22 protein-coding genes are annotated in these 19,771 nt (G+C 35.2%); 11 read left to right on the top strand and 11 right to left on the bottom strand.

Features of this window, described 5'->3' with window-relative positions:
• Positions 1 to 48: 48 nt before the first annotated feature.
• From ACFQO1_RS03540 to ACFQO1_RS03500, 9 genes are all read right to left on the bottom strand, one after another.
• Positions 49 to 699 carry a response regulator gene (locus ACFQO1_RS03540; protein ID WP_380216593.1) on the bottom strand — a complete coding sequence of 217 codons (651 nt, stop codon included), beginning with the start codon at positions 697 to 699 and terminating at the stop codon, positions 49 to 51.
• 11 nt (positions 700 to 710) lie between these two features.
• The gene (locus tag ACFQO1_RS03535) at positions 711 to 962 is read right to left on the bottom strand and encodes a hypothetical protein (protein ID WP_380216592.1); all 252 of its coding nucleotides are present in this window, start codon (positions 960 to 962) and stop codon (positions 711 to 713) included.
• A gap of 72 nt (positions 963 to 1,034) precedes the next feature.
• Positions 1,035 to 3,128 carry a tetratricopeptide repeat-containing sensor histidine kinase gene (locus tag ACFQO1_RS03530; protein WP_380216591.1) on the bottom strand — a complete coding sequence of 698 codons (2,094 nt, stop codon included), beginning with the start codon at positions 3,126 to 3,128 and terminating at the stop codon, positions 1,035 to 1,037.
• Positions 3,129 to 3,150: 22 nt separating this feature from the next.
• Positions 3,151 to 5,097, bottom strand: a complete 1,947-nt coding sequence (locus tag ACFQO1_RS03525) for a tetratricopeptide repeat-containing sensor histidine kinase (RefSeq protein ID WP_380216590.1) — start codon at positions 5,095 to 5,097, stop codon at positions 3,151 to 3,153.
• 138 nt (positions 5,098 to 5,235) lie between these two features.
• Positions 5,236 to 5,985 (bottom strand): hypothetical protein, encoded by a 750-nt coding sequence (locus ACFQO1_RS03520; RefSeq protein WP_380216589.1) that lies wholly within the window; start codon positions 5,983 to 5,985, stop codon positions 5,236 to 5,238.
• Positions 5,985 to 6,323, bottom strand: a complete 339-nt coding sequence (locus ACFQO1_RS03515; protein ID WP_380216588.1) for a hypothetical protein — start codon at positions 6,321 to 6,323, stop codon at positions 5,985 to 5,987. The genes ACFQO1_RS03520 and ACFQO1_RS03515 overlap by 1 nt, the downstream gene beginning before the upstream one ends.
• 11 nt (positions 6,324 to 6,334) lie before the next feature.
• Complete coding sequence (locus ACFQO1_RS03510; RefSeq protein WP_380216587.1) at positions 6,335 to 6,733, bottom strand: hypothetical protein; 399 nt, start codon at positions 6,731 to 6,733, stop codon at positions 6,335 to 6,337.
• 134 nt (positions 6,734 to 6,867) lie between these two features.
• The gene (locus tag ACFQO1_RS03505) at positions 6,868 to 7,533 is read right to left on the bottom strand and encodes a hypothetical protein (RefSeq protein ID WP_380216586.1); all 666 of its coding nucleotides are present in this window, start codon (positions 7,531 to 7,533) and stop codon (positions 6,868 to 6,870) included.
• A gap of 90 nt (positions 7,534 to 7,623) precedes the next feature.
• Positions 7,624 to 8,352, bottom strand: coding sequence for a DUF6498-containing protein (locus tag ACFQO1_RS03500; RefSeq protein WP_380216585.1), 729 nt, complete (start codon positions 8,350 to 8,352; stop codon positions 7,624 to 7,626).
• A gap of 211 nt (positions 8,353 to 8,563) precedes the next feature.
• Here ACFQO1_RS03500 and ACFQO1_RS03495 point away from each other — a divergent pair, with 211 nt between their 5' ends.
• The 7 genes from ACFQO1_RS03495 (at position 8,564) to ACFQO1_RS03465 (ending at position 13,954) form a co-directional block, all read left to right on the top strand.
• Positions 8,564 to 8,929: a hypothetical protein gene (locus tag ACFQO1_RS03495; protein WP_380216584.1), complete on the top strand. Its 366-nt coding sequence runs from the start codon at positions 8,564 to 8,566 to the stop codon at positions 8,927 to 8,929.
• An 85-nt stretch (positions 8,930 to 9,014) separates the two neighbouring features.
• Entirely contained in the window at positions 9,015 to 9,545 is a 531-nt protein-coding gene (locus tag ACFQO1_RS03490; RefSeq protein ID WP_380216583.1) for a hypothetical protein, read from the top strand.
• 193 nt (positions 9,546 to 9,738) lie between these two features.
• Positions 9,739 to 10,251 carry a DUF3124 domain-containing protein gene (locus ACFQO1_RS03485; protein WP_380216582.1) on the top strand — a complete coding sequence of 171 codons (513 nt, stop codon included), beginning with the start codon at positions 9,739 to 9,741 and terminating at the stop codon, positions 10,249 to 10,251.
• A gap of 55 nt (positions 10,252 to 10,306) precedes the next feature.
• Positions 10,307 to 10,594, top strand: coding sequence for a DUF2188 domain-containing protein (locus ACFQO1_RS03480; RefSeq protein WP_380216581.1), 288 nt, complete (start codon positions 10,307 to 10,309; stop codon positions 10,592 to 10,594).
• A 315-nt stretch (positions 10,595 to 10,909) separates the two neighbouring features.
• Complete coding sequence (locus ACFQO1_RS03475; protein ID WP_380216580.1) at positions 10,910 to 11,329, top strand: four-helix bundle copper-binding protein; 420 nt, start codon at positions 10,910 to 10,912, stop codon at positions 11,327 to 11,329.
• Between the two features lie 303 nt (positions 11,330 to 11,632).
• A complete protein-coding gene (locus tag ACFQO1_RS03470) occupies positions 11,633 to 12,835 on the top strand; it encodes an NAD(P)/FAD-dependent oxidoreductase (protein ID WP_380216579.1) in 1,203 nt (400 codons plus the stop codon).
• Positions 12,836 to 13,198: 363 nt separating this feature from the next.
• Positions 13,199 to 13,954, top strand: a complete 756-nt coding sequence (locus tag ACFQO1_RS03465) for an Hcp family type VI secretion system effector (RefSeq protein WP_380216578.1) — start codon at positions 13,199 to 13,201, stop codon at positions 13,952 to 13,954.
• Between the two features lie 353 nt (positions 13,955 to 14,307).
• Here ACFQO1_RS03465 and ACFQO1_RS03460 read toward each other — a convergent pair whose 3' ends face one another.
• Complete coding sequence (locus tag ACFQO1_RS03460) at positions 14,308 to 14,502, bottom strand: cold-shock protein (protein ID WP_380216577.1); 195 nt, start codon at positions 14,500 to 14,502, stop codon at positions 14,308 to 14,310.
• A gap of 948 nt (positions 14,503 to 15,450) precedes the next feature.
• A complete protein-coding gene (locus ACFQO1_RS03455; RefSeq protein ID WP_380216576.1) occupies positions 15,451 to 16,101 on the bottom strand; it encodes a hypothetical protein in 651 nt (216 codons plus the stop codon).
• A 356-nt stretch (positions 16,102 to 16,457) separates the two neighbouring features.
• On the opposite strand from ACFQO1_RS03455, the gene ACFQO1_RS03450 reads away from it, so the two are divergent.
• The 4 genes from ACFQO1_RS03450 to ACFQO1_RS03435 all read left to right on the top strand — a co-directional run bounded on the left by ACFQO1_RS03450 (position 16,458) and on the right by ACFQO1_RS03435 (position 19,764).
• The gene (locus tag ACFQO1_RS03450; protein ID WP_380216575.1) at positions 16,458 to 16,631 is read left to right on the top strand and encodes a hypothetical protein; all 174 of its coding nucleotides are present in this window, start codon (positions 16,458 to 16,460) and stop codon (positions 16,629 to 16,631) included.
• 34 nt (positions 16,632 to 16,665) lie between these two features.
• Positions 16,666 to 18,324: a tetratricopeptide repeat-containing sensor histidine kinase gene (locus ACFQO1_RS03445; RefSeq protein ID WP_380216574.1), complete on the top strand. Its 1,659-nt coding sequence runs from the start codon at positions 16,666 to 16,668 to the stop codon at positions 18,322 to 18,324.
• 1 nt (position 18,325) lies between these two features.
• On the top strand, positions 18,326 to 18,991 hold the full coding sequence (locus tag ACFQO1_RS03440) for a response regulator (RefSeq protein ID WP_380216573.1): 666 nt from the start codon (positions 18,326 to 18,328) through the stop codon (positions 18,989 to 18,991).
• A gap of 410 nt (positions 18,992 to 19,401) precedes the next feature.
• Entirely contained in the window at positions 19,402 to 19,764 is a 363-nt protein-coding gene (locus tag ACFQO1_RS03435) for a DUF6804 family protein (RefSeq protein WP_380216572.1), read from the top strand.
• The last annotated feature ends 7 nt before the right edge of the window (positions 19,765 to 19,771 follow it).

Genomic DNA, 19,771 nt, shown 5'->3' with positions numbered 1-19,771 from the left:
TTTCTTAGTGTATTGTTAACGAAGAAAACGATCTCTTATTGGAAGAACCTAAATGATATTGTGATTTTTTGCTTTTTGAACTGCTTCGATCTTACTATGTACTTGTAATTTTTTATAGATATTTTCAATATGCTTACGAACGGTAGAAGGAGAAAGAATTAAATTATCTGCAATTACCGTATAGCTTAATCCTTTGCTCAACTGTTCTAAAACCTCAACTTCTCTTTTAGATAGGCTTATTTCTTCCTGGTCTTTCGGATTTTGAATATCAATAGGATTACGAAGCAATTTAAGAGTTTTAAGCGCAATCGACGGATTCATTGCAGCACCTCCATTTAAGGTTTCCTGAATGCCATCATACAGATCCTTAGGATTTATCTCTTTTAGAAGATACCCATCTGCTCCAGCTTTAATCGCATTAAAAATATGCTCATCATTATCGAAAGCCGTAAGCATGATAATTTTGATGTGTGGGTATTTTTGTTTAACCATTTGGGTCGTTTCAATGCCGTTAAGAACAGGCATTTCAATGTCCATTAAGATAAGGTCTAGATTGTGATTGTCTTCAAGCTTGGTTAAAAGCTCACTTCCGTTTAGTGAGGTGTGCTTTACCGCGATATCTTCAAAAAAAGAAAGCTTCTCTTTTACTGCACTAATTAAAAAAGAGTTATCGTCAACAATAGCAATTTTAAGACCCATGGTAGTTCGTTTTAGTTAAAGTTACAATTTATATCGTTTTGTACAACAAGCGCTTGTGACAGATTGTATTCTAAAAAATCATACGTGTCCAGATTTTTTTGTCTAAAACGCACTTCGGAACGATGCTTTAAAATATGTTTTTTCAGAAATGTTACTGCAATCCCATGGTTCATTTTAAGTTTCCTATTCTGAACATAAAAAACAAAACATGCTGTAACTACAACCCCTACAACGGTTAGTATAATAAATACATCAATAGACATAAATAGATTCAATATGAATGTCTAAAAATAGCGTACATCACTAACCTAAGCCATAGGGCAACTGCCCTATTTTTAAATTGAAAGTGATACCACGGTTCCTTCTCCCGGGGTAGATAAAATGGACGCCTTTCCCTTTAGATCTTTAGCACGTTTCTGAATGGTATTAAACCCATTTCCTTTTTCCACAGTAGCGTGATCAAAGCCTTTCCCGTTATCGGTTATTTTGATAGTTAACACCCCATTTTCTTCAGCAATAAAAACTGTTATTTTGGTAGCTTCGGAATATTTAAGAGCATTATTTACAGCTTCCTGAATAATACGATACACATTCATCCCTTCTACAGAAGTCAGTACTTTATGAGTGTTAACACCTTCAGCAATCTTAAAATTAAAATGTGTTTTGTCTGAAGCGATCTTCGCCTTCTCGATAAAGTTAGAAATACGAATCTGAAGGTCTTCCAGAGTAATATTCTCTTTATTCATCGCCCAAATGGTGTCGCGGAGTTCATAGATTGTCTGATTGGTAAATTCACTTATCCCAGTCAGTTTTTCTGAAAGTTTTGTGCTCATATCGGTAAAACCAAACTTCAGGTTATCGAGACTCGAAATAATAAAAGTGAGTTGTGCCCCAATATTATCATGTAAGTCTCTTGAAATTCGAAGTCGCTGTTCTTGCAATCGGTTTTGTGTTTCAATTTTTGCCAAAGCTGTTTTTAATTCTCCTTCTTTTATTAGTTGTCGGTTTTTTAGTTTCTGCTGATTATAAAACAGGTATCCTAACAATCCTAATATAAGCGCAAGCCCCAAAGCTCCAAAAATAAGCATGTTTTTTTGTCGTACTTCCAGTTCTCTTTCGGCCAGATTGGCTCGAGTGGTTGCCAATGCAGCTTCTTTTTTTTCGGTTTCATATTTTACTTCAAAATCTGATATTTTATCCTGAAGCGCATCACTAGACATTGATTTTTCGAGTTCAAATTGTTGTAAAAGATACTGGTTGGCTACTTTAAATTCACCCTTGTCGGTATATAGCGATGCCAGATTTTTATAAAGCTTTGCTTGGTCCGAAGGATTTTCAGCTTCTTCAATTAAAGGCTTTGCTTTTAGTAAATACGTTTCGGCTTTCGCTAAATTATTTAGAAGTAAATAATTGACCCCCACATTAAGATAGTTGACCCTTAATGTTTGTTGGTCATTATCCTTTTCGGCCAAAGCAATCACCTCTTCGTAAATATCTATCGCTTTTTGGTATTTGCCACGTACTGTTGCCAATTGTGCAAGCCCAGTATTTGCAAAGAGTTTTACTTTCCCGTAATTGGCTTCCTCACTTAGTTTTAAGACATCATAATACCCTTTCTCAGCTTTTGCGTATAACAAAGTGTCATTGTTTTTCTCTCCAATTTCCTTGTACATACTCGACACATTATAAAGACTGTTTATGATATCAACGTTGCTGCTCACATTTTCTTTAATAATTAAGGCATTTTGATAATATTCCAGCGCTTTTTCATACTCCTTCATATCTTCATAAATGAGTCCCAAATTATTAAAGGATTTACCTAATGCTGCAGAATCTTGTAACTTTTCGGCTAGTTTAATAGCTCGTTCATGTACTAAAATCGATGCTTCTGCCTCTCCAAGGTACGACATGGCCAATGCCTTGTTGTTTAGAAATCGTAATTGATCTACTTCATTTTTTTCTTTCTCAGCAAGATCTGTTGCCTTTTCAAAATTTGTGAGCGCCCCTTTAAAGTCTCCTTTGTAAAAATGTAACACTCCGTAATCTCCATAATATTTGGTGTACAAATCATAATCATAAGTTGTTTCCAATTGATCCCAAACTCGGTTATAATAGAATTCTGAAGAATCATATTTCCCTTTCACTATAAACAACTGTGCCTTTTTTAAAAGAGCCAATGACAGCTTTTTTTCTAATTGGTTTTCCTTAGTATATTGTATGGCTTCTTCTAAATAATAGCTCGCCGAATCTTTATCTCTTTCAAAATAATAATCTACAAAACCTAGAAGCCCTCCCGCTTTTAGAACAGGTGTCTCCTTTTTAGCTACAAGCTTCTGCAAGCTATCGACCGTTTTTTTATCCTGTGCGCCTACTACTCCAACAATGAGTAGTAAATACGTTGTTATTAAAATTCTAACTACCTTATTCATCTTATTTAGTATACTACTTGTTTTAAAATTTCACGATTACATTAGTGCCCTTTTTTTCTTCGGAAAGTATCACTAGTTCCCCTCCTATTTCCTTCGCTCTTTTCTTTATGGAGCCAAGCCCATTGCCCATTGCCACCTCATCTGGAGTAAAACCCTTCCCATTGTCTTTAATTTCGATAATAAAGGTCGATTCGTTTTCTGAAATAAGCACTTCTATTGTAGTAGCTTCGGAATGTTTTAAGGCGTTATTGACTGCCTCCTGAATGATACGATAGATATTCATACCTTCGACTGAGGTAAACGTATGTGCTTTGGAAATTGCTTCCGCAATTTTAAAATCAAACTCAACTCCTTCTGAAGCCGTATTCGCTTTTTTAATAAAGTTTGAAATACGCGTTTGAAGGTCTTCAAACGAAATGTCATCTTTATTCATCGCCCAAATAGTGTCTCTTAGTTCATAAATAGTTTCCGAAGTAAAGGCTGAAATTCCCGATAGTTTTTCAACAGTTTTTGGCGCTGATCCAGCCAACCCATATTGTAACGAATCAATACTGGAAATAATAAAAGTAAGCTGCGAACCAATGTTATCATGAAGGTCTCTAGAGATGCGAAGCCGTTGTTCTTGTAGTTTATTTTGAGTTTCAATTTGAGCCAAGGCCGATTGTAACTCTCCCTCTTTAACCAACTGTCGGTTTTTTAATTTCTGCTGATTGTAAAACAAATACCCCAATAAACCCAAGATGAGTGCCAATCCTAACGCCCCATAAATCATCGTATTTCTTTGCTTTACTTTCAGTTCGGTTTCTGCGAGATTTGCTCGAGTGGTGGCTAAATCTGCTTCTTTTTCGGCTACGTTAAATTTTGTTTCCAGATTGGCGATCGCCTCGGCATTTTCGGCAGAATAGATTTCTTCACTTAGCGTAATGGCTTTGTCTAAATATTCACTTCCTTTGGCTGTATTACCGGTTAAAAAAAAGGCTTCCGAAGCATTTCTATAAAAAAGTACCGAAGCATTACGAGTGTCTGGAAACTCATCCAGTAGCGCTTCTCCTTTCAGTATGTATTCCTCTGCTCTTTCGGTATTTTTTAAACTTATATACGCCAAAATTAAATTGGCAATGGGCGTGACGTTGGCATTTCTGTCTATATTATTTTGATCTCTTCCAGCAATCGCTTTTTCATAGCCCGGAATGGCTTTTTCATATTTTTTTTGTTTTACATACAGATTAGAAAGATTGACCAGCGCATCATAGTACTTCCCATTTTCGTTCGCTTCTTGGGCTGTACTGATGGCCTCTTTAAAAAAAGTTTCAGCCTTTTCAAGTTCATTTTTCTGAAGGTGACAAATTCCAATGTTGTTTAAGGAGGCTGGAATGGCACTTAATTTTTGATGCCTTCTTCGTATCTCCAGCGCTTGATTATGATACTCAAGGGCTTTGTCATAATCTGCCATTTCTTGATAGATCAACCCTATATTGTTAAGATACGTCCCATTTCCTTCATCTGTAGTATTGGTTTTATTCATTTCTAACGCACTAAAAAAATACGCCAATGCTTCTTGATAATTTCCTTTGTTCCAATTAAACATTCCTAGGTTATTGACAATCATCACAGTGATAATTTTAAAATCGTGTCTTTTGCTAATGTTTAAAGCCTTTTCAAAATAATATTTGGCAGAGTCTTGTTTCCCAGAAACGTCAAAATAAATCCCCAAGGTGTTTGTAAGTTCAGCTTCAGAAAAAGGGATATCGGTTTCTTGAGCATCTTGAATTCCCTTTTGCAAAAGGTTTTTTGCAGCTGGCGGATCGTTAAAAATATAATAGAAACTAACTTTATTATAAATGCGAAGTCTCGTCGAATCGGTACTGGTTTCAGCTACCTGCAGTAAACTGTCAATTTTTTTTTGAGCAGATTGCGCATAAACTTCAGTGAAGCACAGTAGTAGTGCGCTTAGTAGTAAGAATCTCATGGTGGGTCAGTTACGTTGAAACTAAAATACTAAATTTATTCAATCTTCTTGTAACTAAAGCTTTTCTGAATGCTATTAAGCCCCCACATAAATTTGTCATGACCTATTGTTTTCAGGAAAAAAAGCCTTTACCCATCCTTAATAATAGGTGAACTTTGCTTCTTCAAGAACACTTCCGTAGCCTAACGTTATTTTAGTTACATTGCCAGTAGCATCTACCTCCACCAGCGATTGTGGAAGGTCGAGAGGCTTTCCAGGCTTGTCATTTCCAACGTTGACTCCTTGTTTGTTATAATAATAATTATGAGCGCTCTCGTAGTCTTTACTCTTTGAAGTCTTGGTCACTTTTAAAAACCCTCGATCTTTCGAATACTCATAGGTATTAACATAGTCGTTTCCAATTTCTTTTATCACTCTCCCCAGTGAGTCGTATTCATATTCGGTAAATAAGCCTTCTGGTTCTGAAACTTTACAAAGCAATCCGCTATCATTGTATTCAAAATATCTTTTATACGATGCATCTGTAATATCATCGGTCCATAAAAAACCTTGATCGTTGGTTGTAAACAAACTCACAGAGGCACCGTTTTTTGAATAGGTGATGTTTTTAATTAGCCTATTTTCAGAATCATAGACATATTCACTTGGTTTTACATAAAAAGGCGATTCGATACTTTGCAACCTACCATCTTTATGAAAATGATACACGAACGTCTGACCGTATGAGGTCTTTTCGACCCTTTTGGGAGCACCCACATACCCCATCTGATTGGCAGTATATTTGTTTGGAACTGTATTTAAAGGGGCTACTTCCATGTTAATAGTATACTGACTAAAGACTGTTGTTGACCATGCGAAGCACAACCATGTAATAAGAATAGTTTTCATTATAAATAGATAAAAAAAGTAATAATAGAAATAGATACTGAAATAATAATTACCGCCATATTTAATTTTAAAAATAAAGGACGTTTAAAAATCACACTAGCTCGCAAGGTATAAATGCCACTGACTATAAGAGCTGGCACCGAATAAAAAAGGACTCCATAATATACCCAGATCCAGCTAAAGAACAAACCCATTAAGCCAAGGAGCAATCCAACAATATAGTAGACGATCGATACACTCTCATTTGTAAGTATAGCTTTGAATCGTAACCATTCAAAGAGCACGAAAACGAGAACCGCACCAATGGCTACAGCGAAACCAGTTGCTATAAATCCCATCGTATTTTAGGTTAGTCTGTTTCTGTATTAAATCCTTCTATGGGGATGGTACGTATCGTTTCAAAAGTGTTATCACACAGATCGAAGTGAATGTTTTCTCCATCAAAGACATCTTTTGACAATAAAAAACCTAGCGCCATAAAATTTACATCTCTTGTAGAGTCTTGCGCCATACCTTCCTGTACGACCATTCTAAAGTTATAAATTGAATCTTTTGTTATCTGTACCGATTTTGAACTTCCATCTGTAAATCCCATCTCTTGCAAATAAGCTCCGGTTGCTTCGGCTTTTGTTTTAAGAGCTGCATCCTTATAATATACTTCGGTACCGTCGTAGGTTACTTTCTCTCCGTAACCATCACACGCCAACATTAAAAAGGCAGCTGCGATAAGTAGTATTGTTTTTTTCATGAGTAGTGTTGTTTAAAGTTAGTTATAAAACTATACATCAATCCGTTACAACACCATAGGGCAATTGCCTTATTTTAAGATATCCAAAAAAAGACCTCTAATAGAGGTCTTTACAAAATTATATACAACAAGTGCTAGTCAATTGCACAAGTAGTAGTGATAAGGTGTATCAATTCAAAATTATCTGAAATAATAGTAGGATCTGTATCATTCACCAAGGTAACAGACAAAGGGTAAGTGAAGGTTACACTTACTATGTTTGAAGTATTATTTGCAAAATAATCTTCTATTTCTTGCTGAGAAGTAAATGTCTGTTCTTCATCATTTACAACTAATGTTATGGGATAATTTACGGTAAAACATTCATCAACAACTGCCATTACATCTGCAACTGTAATAAAATCGTACCCGCAATCATCTATCAACATTTGAAATTCTGATTCATTGGTAATCGTCTGGGTTGTACTGTCTGCAAGAATGACATTAAATGGGAAAGCGACTGTAGTTATGTGACTTGCTACCGTTTCCTGAAGCAGCAACTCTAAAAGGGAATCAAAATCATTAACGGTAACTTCATTTCCATCATTATAACCCACATTTATAGGATACTCAAAGTTAAAGCATAAATCGGCAGCATTTCTAAAAAAACCTTTGTCAGGAAATTGATTTCTCATTTCTTCTAAGGTAATTCGCATTGATAAACTCTCTTCAAAATCTAAATGTATTTGACCTGCATCATCTAAATTTGAACACGATGGTATACCAACAGAAATCAATACTAGTAGGAGTAACTTTTTCATAGTAATACTATTTGGGATTTTAATATAAAACGGATTGTTGACAATATATTGTATTTTAAACTGAAAACTGTGCAACTCCTTTAAAAAATTTTATTCTGAAAATTCTTGGTATTTCTTTTTGGTTTCTAGATACTGATTGTATGTGGTAGAATGTTTTTTTACGTAGGCTTCAAAAGGTTTAGAGTCTTTATGAATCCCGACCATGATAAGATCTACTGGCAGTCGTATAATAAGAAGTAAGATAGCTGCTGCAATCCCTTGCGAAAGAATGATAAAGAAAAATCCTGCCAATATCACCGCAAATTGCTGAATAAAAATGCGCACGTAGGGTTTAAAAAATAATTGCGCTGGCGTATATTCCTTGTATTTTTCCGTAGCGAGAAAATTTGTGTAAAAATAGCCCAGATTGGTAACGACTAGAGAAGCAATAATGGCATGCATGCCATCAAGTTGTAACGCGAATGTATAATTGTCAATTAAATGAAAAGCCTCTTTAATTTCAGGAAAATCGTGGGCAAAAAATGAGAAGACAAAAATAGATTGAATGGCGACAAACATTCCGTAGTGAACGATAAAAAAAGGAATTACCCCCATCCCTGACATACCATCATTCTTTGTGGGATCACCCGGCTTTCCTTTTTTAACAACAATCCAAAGTTTTAGTATATGAAAGAGCCCGATAATAATGGTTTCCATAAAATAGGCCAGAACAATCGTGATAGCACTTGCGTAGCCTGAGAGCAATAGGACTAATAAAAATAGGGTGTTTGCCCAGACCAGGATGTTGTATTTGTTTGGAAACAGTAGGTTTTTAATCATACCGAAACTTAGCACCATACTACAGAAAAGACAATACGACAGTTGCCGTATTTTGAGAGAACAGCTTCTGGCTTTATTTTATTTTATTTCTGAAACGAATCGGCATACAATTTGCTAATGAGTTTTGGAGAAAAAAATTACAAACTCAGAGTCAGATGGAGAGTTGAACTCCAGATTGCAAATGATTTTTTTAGGGTATAAATTTGATAGATTGAAAAAGCTTCAGAATATAGTGTGTTTTTCGTTGGTGGTGCTTCTTGCAGGATTTTCTGCAAGTGCCTATACTATAGCGGTTATTTCTTCTGAAAACGCTGAATTGCAAGAAAATCTGCAGTCCCTTTCAGCGCATCAAAAGGTGTTATTTTTTATTGATACTCCCGGAGAAAATTCAGTATCGATTAGCGATTCAGAAGGAACTCCTGTCACGTTTAAAGATTCTTCCCATTACAAAGTAAGAATTGTAGCGCAACACGGCATTGCGGCCACAAGGCTTCAGCAATTAACAGCTACAAATGATCCAGCTGTTACGGTAGCGACTATAAAAGAACGTATTTTCCCGTTTCATTCCCATTGGTAAATAATATTGTGAACTTTTCATACTGTATAGCTCTAAAGGAGCCATACCCTCACATATTAAAATTTACTTTAAAAATTATAAAAAAATGGAATCAGGAATGATCATTATCACCGTGGTACTTTTTACACTTATTATAGTACCCATTTTATTAATTGGCTTCAATACAACGAGTCAATCTAAAACACTTTTGAAGGGATTAAGATCTCTTATTGAACAAGACAAGGGCTCTATGTCGAAACACATTGAGCATACTACCTTTATATTAGGGCTAGATGAAATTAAAAAAACACTTTATTTTTTCAAAAAAGCGGAAGGTGTTGAAACCTCCAAAAAAATTGATCTTACACAAGTAAGAATCTGTGAGGTTGCTAAAACTACAACACGTGTAAAAAAAGAAAAAGGATTTGAAGATATCGTAGATACCATTAGTTTACGGTTTACAAAAATCCAATCTGATGAAATAGAGCTTATTGACCTTTATAATGAGGACGATAGTCTGCCTGTCAATGGTGAGCTTGATATTGCTGAAAACTGGAAAACTATCGTGAACCAGCTAATTTTAAATAAAGAATCTATTATTCAAACACCATTGTCGGTAAAAGTTGCTTTAGCATAACTATAAATAAAAGCGGTAAGAATTACTAGTTTTGTAATTCTTTAGAGAAGGTCGGGAGAAATTCCGACCTTTTTATTTCATCGTAGAAATAGCTAGTACAATGCGATTTAACATGAATATAGGAATCCTTTTCGTATGAATTTGTATTTTTAAAAATAATATTTTAAGAACCTATACCTATCAAAATAACCATATGAAATATTTCATTTTTATAGCCTTACCTACGCTTCTTTGCATTTCCTGTATTCAACCTCGCGAGTTAAGCTCCACAGATCCTGTAAACTGGGATAAACGAACGGTAAAAACGACCGTTTCAGATTCGTTGGAAACAGGAAGTACTTTTTTATCCATTTATTCTCAAATCTATATGCGAAATGATGAAGAACAAAGTGATTTAACGGTCACAGTAAGTCTTCACAATCCCAATCTGAACGAACAACTCTTTATAGACAAGGCTGTGTATTACAATACCCATGGGGAGCCTATACGCACGTATTTTGACAAAACCATTTTTATAAATCCCATGGAAACTGTACAAATTGTTATAGATGGTATTGATAAAGAAGGCGGAACTGGCGCTAATTTTGTATTTGACTGGAAAACAAAAAAGGGAACCAACGAACCTATTTTTGAAGCGGTCATGATCAATACCTATGGCCAACAGGGAATTTCATTTGTAACTACCGGAAAACGTATTTTAAAATAGATATTTAGAAAGAGACACGACGTTTTCTGTGTATTCATGTAAGACCCTAGAAGTTATGCCAAAAAAGTATACGATTGCAGATGCCATTCGGGAACTCATAGAAACCTTTCTACAAAGTTTTGGAAAAAGGAAACTAAAAAGAACTTGGCATCAACATGTCGTGCCTTATAAAGATGATTGGGCGGTACGTCGCGAAGGGAACAAGCGTATTACCTCAAAACATAGGAAACAAAGCACCGCAATTAACAAAGCCAAAATTATTGCAAAACGGCATAAGGCAGATGTGATCATTCATCGCGCTAGTGGAGGCATTCGAGAGCGGATTAGTTACGCAGAAAACTAGTAAATGACAACCCACAACCGACAACCGACAACCGACAACTGACAACTGACAACTGACAACTGACAACCCTATGGACATCCGATCTAATGAACCTTTTTGGCTGATTAAAAACGCCCTAAAAAAAAGTTATCCATCGCTTTCAGAAGATATAAATACACAAAACATAAACTTTAGTATTTTGTGTATCACACGAGGATCTTTTCAATCTAACTAACACAGGTAGAGAAGGCGTATTTAAATAATCCTTCCTAAGCAAATTACTATTTATTAATCTTCTGTTATAATTCCCTTTAGAAATCGTTAAACCTCATCCCAATGAGGCTTTGGTTTTGTACATTAGAATACTTTCCACAAAAAAATAAAGACGAAATTATTTTAACTGTGGTATTTATACATTTAAAAACAGTAAAAATGAAAAGAGAACAATTAATATCGATCCTCGGAAATTGTATAAACGCATGCAATCATTGTGCAGATGCATGCCTTGACGAACCCAATGTACAGCATATGGCAACCTGTATTCGCACAGATCATGTATGTGCAGAAGTATGTTCAAGTCTTTCCCAAATATTACATACCAAATATAAAAACGTAGAAGGGCTTGTACGTTATTGCATCAGTGTTTGTAAAGACTGCAAAGCCACTTGCGAAGGACACGACCATGATCACTGTAAGGCTTGCGCCAAAGCGTGTGACGAATGCATAAGAGCTTGTGAGGCATTTCTTGCAGCCTAATAGGCTATCACAGAGAACATCTCTCTTTCAAAAGTTTTTTCTGAAAGAGATTTTTTTTGAATAAGAAGCACCCTTACCTATCTTAGGTAAGTTTAAAAATTAAGGTATTTTCTTTTCAGCCATTGTAGGTAAATCACTAAAAACAAGAAGATAATACCCGTTCGGACCTGTTAGGTATAAAAAAACCAACATAGCTTTCCGAAGTTATGTAAGAAATAATACATTATGCCAATTGGTTAATGTTTCCCCAACATAAGTATCAGCTAGCAGTGTCTTGAAGTATTTTTAATTAAAATAAAAATCATGGATATCCGAACAAACGAACCTTTCTGGCTGATAAAAAATGCGATGGATACAAGCTATCCTTCCTTAAAAGAAGATCTAAAAACCGAAGTTGTCATTCTTGGAGCAGGCATTACCGGAGCACTAATAGCTTACCAGTTGCTACAAGAAAATTATACCGTAGTTATGCTAGATCGCCGGGATGTTTTTAATGGCAGCAGTGCTGCCAGTACTGCCATGCTTCAGTATGAAATAGATGTTGCCTTACATGAGCTTATTGATCAAGTAGGACTAACCCTCGCTGTTTCCAGCTATAAGGAATGTGAAAAGGCAATCTTCACACTCGAAAAACTGGTTAAAAAAATTAAAAGTGACTGTGATTTTGAACGTAAAAAAAGTGTCTATTTCACCACCCATAAGAAAGATATAGCCGTTCTCCAAAAAGAATATAATGCACGAAAAGAACATGGATTTAAAGTGTCTTGGCTAGAAGCCGAACAATTACAGGACCTCGGAATTAAAAAAGGGCGTGCAGGTATCGTGTCTGCATCGGGTGCCTGTATGGATCCGTATAGATTTACCCAGGACCTATTACAAGTTTGCGTAGATCAGGGGTTACAAATCTATGACAGGACCGAAGTAACTGAGATCAAACAGCAAGAGGATACCCTACACCTTCTAACAAATCGCGGAAATTCAATTACAGCTAGCCATGTGTTACATTGCACAGGCTACGAAAGTGTCAAAACGCTTAAGGAAGATATCGTGGATTTAAAAAGCACCTATGCCCTTGCTTCTGAAGCATTGACAACCATTCCACTTGCGTTTAAAAAACATATTTTCTGGGATACTTCAAAACCGTATTTATATTTTAGAAATACGCCTGAAGGACGGATCATCATGGGTGGAGGTGACGAGAAGTTCAAGAATGCAAAGCTTCGGGACGCACTTCTCGAAAAAAAAGAAAAAGCACTCACTAAAAGTTGTAAGGTTATATTTCCAGAACTTGCCTTTGTAGCAGACTATTCATGGGCAGGAACATTTGGCGAAACAAAAGACGGATTACCCTATATGGGCAAACCAGATCCAACAATAAATGAACATTATGTCTTAGGGTTTGGAGGGAATGGCATTACATTTAGCGTCATGGGAATGCAAGCGATAGGCGCCAGTCTAAAAGGGATTCCACATCCATTTTTGGAATATTATAAATTTGGAAGGTAATTGTTTACATACCAAGAACTTGTCTCAAAACATAGTAATTCAAGAGTTACCAACATCTGCAAAACCAAATTCCTAACCAAATATTACAAATTCGTTTCCTCATAAATTGCTACGATCTTATTTCTGGCAAAAATAGTTTTCATAAAATAGCTGTAATTCGCAAAATATCATTACATTTAATACGCTTTAAATCAACATGATAAAGACGTAAAGGTTAATTAAAATTATTTAAAAAAAATTACTTTTCATAAGCAATTTTAAATAGAATACAATTGAAATGTATTAGTGCTGGGGTTATTGGCAACGCTTTTTGAACTTAAGTACACATACTATCTAAAATACAATATCTAAACAATAGAAATTATGAAAACAAAAATCATTACAATAGCCCTAGTAGCTATTACATGTACCTCAACTCAGCTAACTGCACAAGAGGCATCTTCAAAATCAGTAGGTTATGAATCAGAAAAAAATGTTAGGTGCGTAATTAGCCCTACAGATACTGGATTTTCAGTAGTATTTGAAACCAATGTAAAGAATTCAAATGACATTAGAGCTACTAATGCCTCGAGTAAAAAAGGATATGATTATTACAAGGCAAAATCAGAATTTAGTGTTAGTTCTACAGATAATTCGGTAACTGAAGTGATAAGTCCAAGAGATGCGGCAAGTGGATTGCCAACAGGGAAAAGGCAACACAAACCACTCACTATAAGATCGGAAATAGATAAGAGCACACCTAGTCTTACTAAACCCGTATCAAATACGGTAAATACTACCGAAGGAGCTATGGTACGTGGTACCGGCGGAGGTGCTGGAAAAGTAAGTTTACAAGATATAACTGTTACTAAAAGTTGTGGTGGTAAAACGACCACAATACCAGTAGTAGATGGTGAATGTATTATACCAACAACTGATTGTCCCGACGGAGACTGTAATTTAAAAATTACATGGACTTGGAATGATGGTTCGACTTCAACTGACTCAGATTGGACCCGTAAAACTAATAACTCCGTCAATTTCGTGTGCAAAATCGAAGAAGGAGTATGTACCGCAATGGCTAGTAACGAAAAAGAGGTATCTAGAGAAAAAACTAATAAAGGGAGGTCGAAGAACTAAAACTTAGTCATAGCTATTCACTATATAACCGTTCGTTCAATTCTTGTAGTATAGAGGTTGTATCTAATGGAAATTTATCTACCAAAGACCTATTGGCCAAAACATTAATAGTTCTGTATAAAAAGTAGAATGTTAATTTAAAATGCACGTACAATACTAAACAATGCAGGAGCATCTCAGATAATGATAGTACTGCATACAACACAGTTGAAAAACACGGAAAACCTCTACCTTTTAAAGGTATCCAATTGAAACGAGACCAGTCACTGTAGGTTAAACAAAAAAAGACCGTTCTAGTAGAACGGTCTTTTTATATACAGCGTTACCCCATAAGAAGTAACGAGTAATTAGATTTAGTCTACAACTACAACGTTAATAGCGTTTAATCCTTTTCTTCCTTGTTCAGTGTTATACTGAACTTTATCATCTTCTCTAATATCATCTGTTAAACCAGAATTGTGTACGAAAATATCTTCGCCTGTTTCTGATGATTTAATAAATCCGAATCCTTTTGAGTTGTTAAAAAACTTTACTGTTCCTTCTTGCATTTTTACTTAATTTTAAATTATTAATTATTTTTTCCAATAAAAACATCCTAGGTAAGAAAAGCATACTAAAGAATTATAATAAAATTGCATAGGCAATTCATTAACTTAAAAACACTATTGAAAAAGTAATTGTAAAAATAAAATTGGAAAGAAGAGAAAAACTCGTAAGACTAATTATACTATATACTACCTTAAAACTTGATAGGTGATTTTATTGTGAGGCAAACCTACGCTTATTATTTGACACTCACTAATTAATTGACACTTATATGTTTTTAAAATAAGCTACGGGTTTGCTGTTGTGCAGTTTTTATTTAACGTCAAGGGGGTGGTTTCCGTCTTTATTTATAAACCTGACTTTAGAAGAAGTAGAATACTATTGAGGTATCGAAGGCCTAGCCTATATATACTTGCTGTTTTACTTTTTCCCTGTTTTTTTTTAAATAGCACATTCACAGCGTAAAGCATTATAAAAGAATAGTAGATCTGAACATAAACATGTAAAAATTAAACCCCTTTATTTACAGGACTTTCCGAGGCCATCCTTCCGCTTAAAATCGAAAAACGTATTCCAAATCGTATGCACAAGTAGGTGACGACTAACTCTAATAGGATTAAACACATAGAGACTTAATATTAGGGTTTTATTTTTTGTGTAACTGAGGATATCCGTAAAGTAATTTGAAAATAATTACAGACATTAACATTCTAAATACAATTCATTATGGCAGTTAAACATATACCAACAAATGAAATCCACAAAGGACAAAAAGGAGGCACCACTGGATGTGGTACAGACACGAACTTGCATTCAAGTCATTGGTCAAATACTACTGAAAATATTTCTTGTAGTAAATATGGATGTAAAAATTAATTTGTTTGAGCCCAGAAAAAACCGTCACATTTAAACTGTGACGGTTTTTTATGTAATCTCAACCCACAAAAGTTTCACTTTAAACTGTCACAAAGATGCGCTTTAATCATATATAGTGTAATATCATTTAAAGTTTTTCCATTAACGGGATGTATCCCAGGCATGCTGTATAAATCTAAATCTCCTTTCCCTTTTTTATAATACCACACTTTTGGGGCTCCCGAAGCATCAAAAAAGAAACTAGAGCTACATTCAGGATTCAACTTTTTAAAATTATTTAATAACATTCGATTTATAGGCTTTGCATTTGCTTCTTCACAATGAATTTTTACATATCGGTTCGTATCCCAAATCATACATTTTTTACGTGTACTATCGTACATAAAAAATGCGATTACAAGTATCAATACAGTAATTAAAAATTGGTATCGTTTCTTGTTTATGACCTTCCTGGTATCCTTATTCAGGAAATCTTTAAAATCAGTTTTACCTACATACATGGCAAATTGATCTTTAGCCACTTGTGAAATATTAAAATCTTCTTCCTTTTTAAATTTCGTAAAATATCCACGAATTGCATCAACACTTATTGGCTGCGTACATGATGTTTCTAACGCGCGATGTATGTGGGTAGCTATTCCATTAGCTGAATCTGGAGCATCCTCAGATTGTGCTTTTTTAAAAACGGCTTCTAATAATTTATCCTGATTTCGTTTCTTATTCATACCGACTGAAAATTACAATTTCTTTTTGAAAACCCTTGTGAACAAAGTTCCCAATATCCTCACAAGTACTTCCCTACTATTTCCCAACTCATTTTTTTTAAAACCTCTTTTATTTGTTCCATAATTGTTGAACGCCCTATCCTTACAGGAATAAGGTCTTAATAATTGTAACGGAGTTGCAAGGTTGGATGGAAATGATCCATGAGAAGTAATCAAATCTATCTGACTGTTTCACTCCATACTTCTCACCGGAGAGACGTCTCCATTTTTTTCTATGCAGCCAAGCGCTGCAACCTATAACTGAGTATCAATCTTGGTCGGCCATTCCTATGTCCGATCCTTAATAACAATTCAAAATGAAGAAAATAGTGATGATAATTTGTACGGTTTTCCTCAATGCAGGAATTTTCTCTTGCACTCCGGAAACCCTTGTAGGAACCTCAACTCCTGTCGCATGCTGTGACGAAGAAGGGAACATTCCACCCCCTCCGCCTCCACCACCCCCTGGAGATGATGGTGTTGATGGATGATGAAAAACCAATAATTTGTTAGTACTTTAGAGGGATGAAAAACCAGTATTTTTCGTCCCTCATTTTGTTATACGCTATCGTGCAAATTGCTGTATCTGGTTCCTTGGTCGCACAAACGAAAACCGACAGCCTTGCCTACTATAACCAGCGGATTATAAAGCCTATTGAAAAAAATGACTTGGCAAACGCTTACCGATTTTATTCAGACTATAAGGCGAGTGGACTTAAAAATAAAGAGCCACTAACCCTTGTCTATGCCCTACGACAACTCGCAGAAATTCAGCGAAAATTAGGGTATCTTGACGAAAGTGAACTGCTCAACACAGAAGCATTAGAGATCCTGAATACCCTAGAGTCTGATGATGTAACTACAGAATATACTCTTGGAGCGTATAATCATCTTGGTATGATCTACCGCAAAAGAAAAAATTATAATCAAGCGCTTTCGTTCTACGAACTTGCTGCTTCTGTAGCTAAAAAACCCTCTCAGCTTAGCTATATTCAAAATAATATGGGATATGTCTTTCAAGAAAAGAAAGCCTATCCGCAAGCATTAGAGCAATTTCGACTAGCATATACGACGAGTATTAAAACCAACGACAGTATCCAAATAGCACGCTCTTTGGATAACTTAGGTGTTGTCGAATCTGTTATAGGGACACCCGATGCGCTTCTAAAATTAGAACAAGCACTTACCATTCGAGAAAGATTAAATTACAATTCGGGGATCCAAACCAGTCTCGAACATTTGTCAGAATACCATGCGTTAAAAGGAGATACCATACAGGCGCTAAGCTTCGCCTCAAGAGCGCTGGACGTAGCTCAATCAACAAATAACCTACAACATATCGAAAGTGCTTTAGACTTAAACATTCGTCTTGGGGAAACCAAAGTAGCACCTGAGTATATCACTATAAAAGACAGCCTTCGTAGTGAACAAGAATTACAACGAAGCAATTTTAATACGTATGTATCCCTGTTTACTGAAAAGGAAAAACAATTGCAGAAGAGTGAGGTGGTAAGTGCAAATCGTAAGACTATACTACTTATTGTGATTGGAGTTGCATTGCTGTTACTTCTAAGTATTTTATTTCTATATATCATCCAGCGCATACGACACAAAAAAAAGGCATTACAACAAGTATATGAAACCGAGTCCAGAATTTCAAAAAAGGTGCATGATGAAGTTGCAAATGATGTTTTTCAGTGTATGACGAAGCTTCAACTGCAATCCAACACAGATGAAAAACTCATTGACGAACTAGAACAGATTTACCACAAAACAAGAAACATTTCGAAGGAACATGCGCTTCTGGAGAGTAACAGACCTTTCAGAAAAGAGCTGGAAGAACTGCTTTTGCATTTTCAGAATTCAGAAACCAATATTATTTTAAAAGCAAGTTCAGAAATCGATTGGAACAAAACTTCAGCATTAAAAAGAAAAACCATTTATAAAGTACTACAAGAGCTACTCATCAATATGAAAAAGCATAGTAAGGCCACAATTGTTTATATAGCTTTTGAAATAAATAGAAAAAAAATACATATCAAGTATTCAGATAATGGCATGGGATGCACTCTGGTTAAAGGCACTGGACTATCCAATACGGAAAACCGTATAAATTCTATAAAAGGAAAAATTAGTTTTGAATCAGAACCCCATAAAGGCTTTAAAGCCAGAATTAGTATGTAGTATGTTTCAAAAAGTATTAGTAGTAGACGATCACGACGATGTAAATAGAGGAGTTTCAGCCATGGTAACCTCCATGAATGCCGAAGAAGTTGTAAGTGCACAATATTGCGATGAGGCCTGGTTAAAACTTAAAAAGAGCAATTTGGAAGGTGATCCATTTGATTTATTAATTACCGATTTATCCTTTAAAAAAGACCATCGGGATTGTAAAATCGCGTCTGGTGAAGAATTAATAGCTACTATAAGAACTGAACATCCAGCATTGCGCATCGTCGTATATTCGATGAAAGATCAACTACAGAAAGTAAGATCACTGATAAAAAAGCACACTATAAACGCCTATGTATTAAAAGATCGAAATGGCTCTGTGGAGCTTAGAAAAGCCATAGAGAAGGTCTATAACAATGAATTGTATGTTTCTCCACAAGTGGCAGGAGCGCTATCAAAACCTAAAAGCCTTGAAATAAAAGATTATGATATTGAACTGCTAAAGCAGTTGTCCTTTGGGTTATCCCAACAAGAAATCAGTCAGTATTTTAAAGACCAAAATGTCAATCCTTCGAGTTTAAGTTCGGTAGAAAAGCGTCTCAACGCCTTACGGATTCAGTTTAAGGCAAACAACGCCATCCATTTGGTAAGCATCGTAAAGGATCTTGGATTACTATAAATTTTACAACATACGGTTTTCCTCAAAAAATACCTCTACCCTTTTTTTACTATTGTAGTAACGTTAACACGTTGTGTTGACGACTTGGGGAAGTAGAGAAAGGCACCAGCAATGGTGCTTTTCTTATTGTGTTACGGATTTCCGTAAGGATTTGATTAAACAAGGATGTAGGTTTGATAAAGTAAATTATAAAACTTTATTATGGCACGATATTATGTAAATAAAAACACGCAATCAAACGGGGATCATGAAGTACATAGAGAGGATTGCACCTTTTGCCCGAAGCCCGATAATCGAATTCAACTAGGTGAGTTTTCAAGTTGTAAATTGGCAGTAAGTGAAGCCAAAAGGCATTATTCCAAAGTAAATGGGTGCTATTATTGCTCAAATACATGTCACACAACATAAATATGAAAAGCATAAAATGGATTTCAATTTTATGTGCAATTATGTTGATAATTGCAATTCTACCATTACCAATTGGATATTATAACATTTTAAGAGTTGTAATATTCCTAGGTGCATTGTTCGTAGGAATAAGTAATATGGGGAAAACATACTGGTTTATAACATTTCTCTTAATTGCAATTATATTTAATCCTTTTCTTCCGATTTACCTAAAAGAAAAATCAATTTGGATTCCTTTGGATATTATATCTGCTATTTGCTTCATAATTATAGGAATCAATATCTCAAAACAAAAGGAGAATCAAAATCAAGAATCGAGCGATGAAAGTGACTCGCTTCAAAGAGATAAGATTTTTAATAAATAAAGTAAAA

This window comes from Jejudonia soesokkakensis, assembly GCF_042664795.1.
GTDB lineage: Bacteria > Bacteroidota > Bacteroidia > Flavobacteriales > Flavobacteriaceae > Jejudonia > Jejudonia soesokkakensis.
Note: the sequence above shows the minus strand (reverse complement) of the source record. Positions and strands in the feature narration are given on the sequence as shown.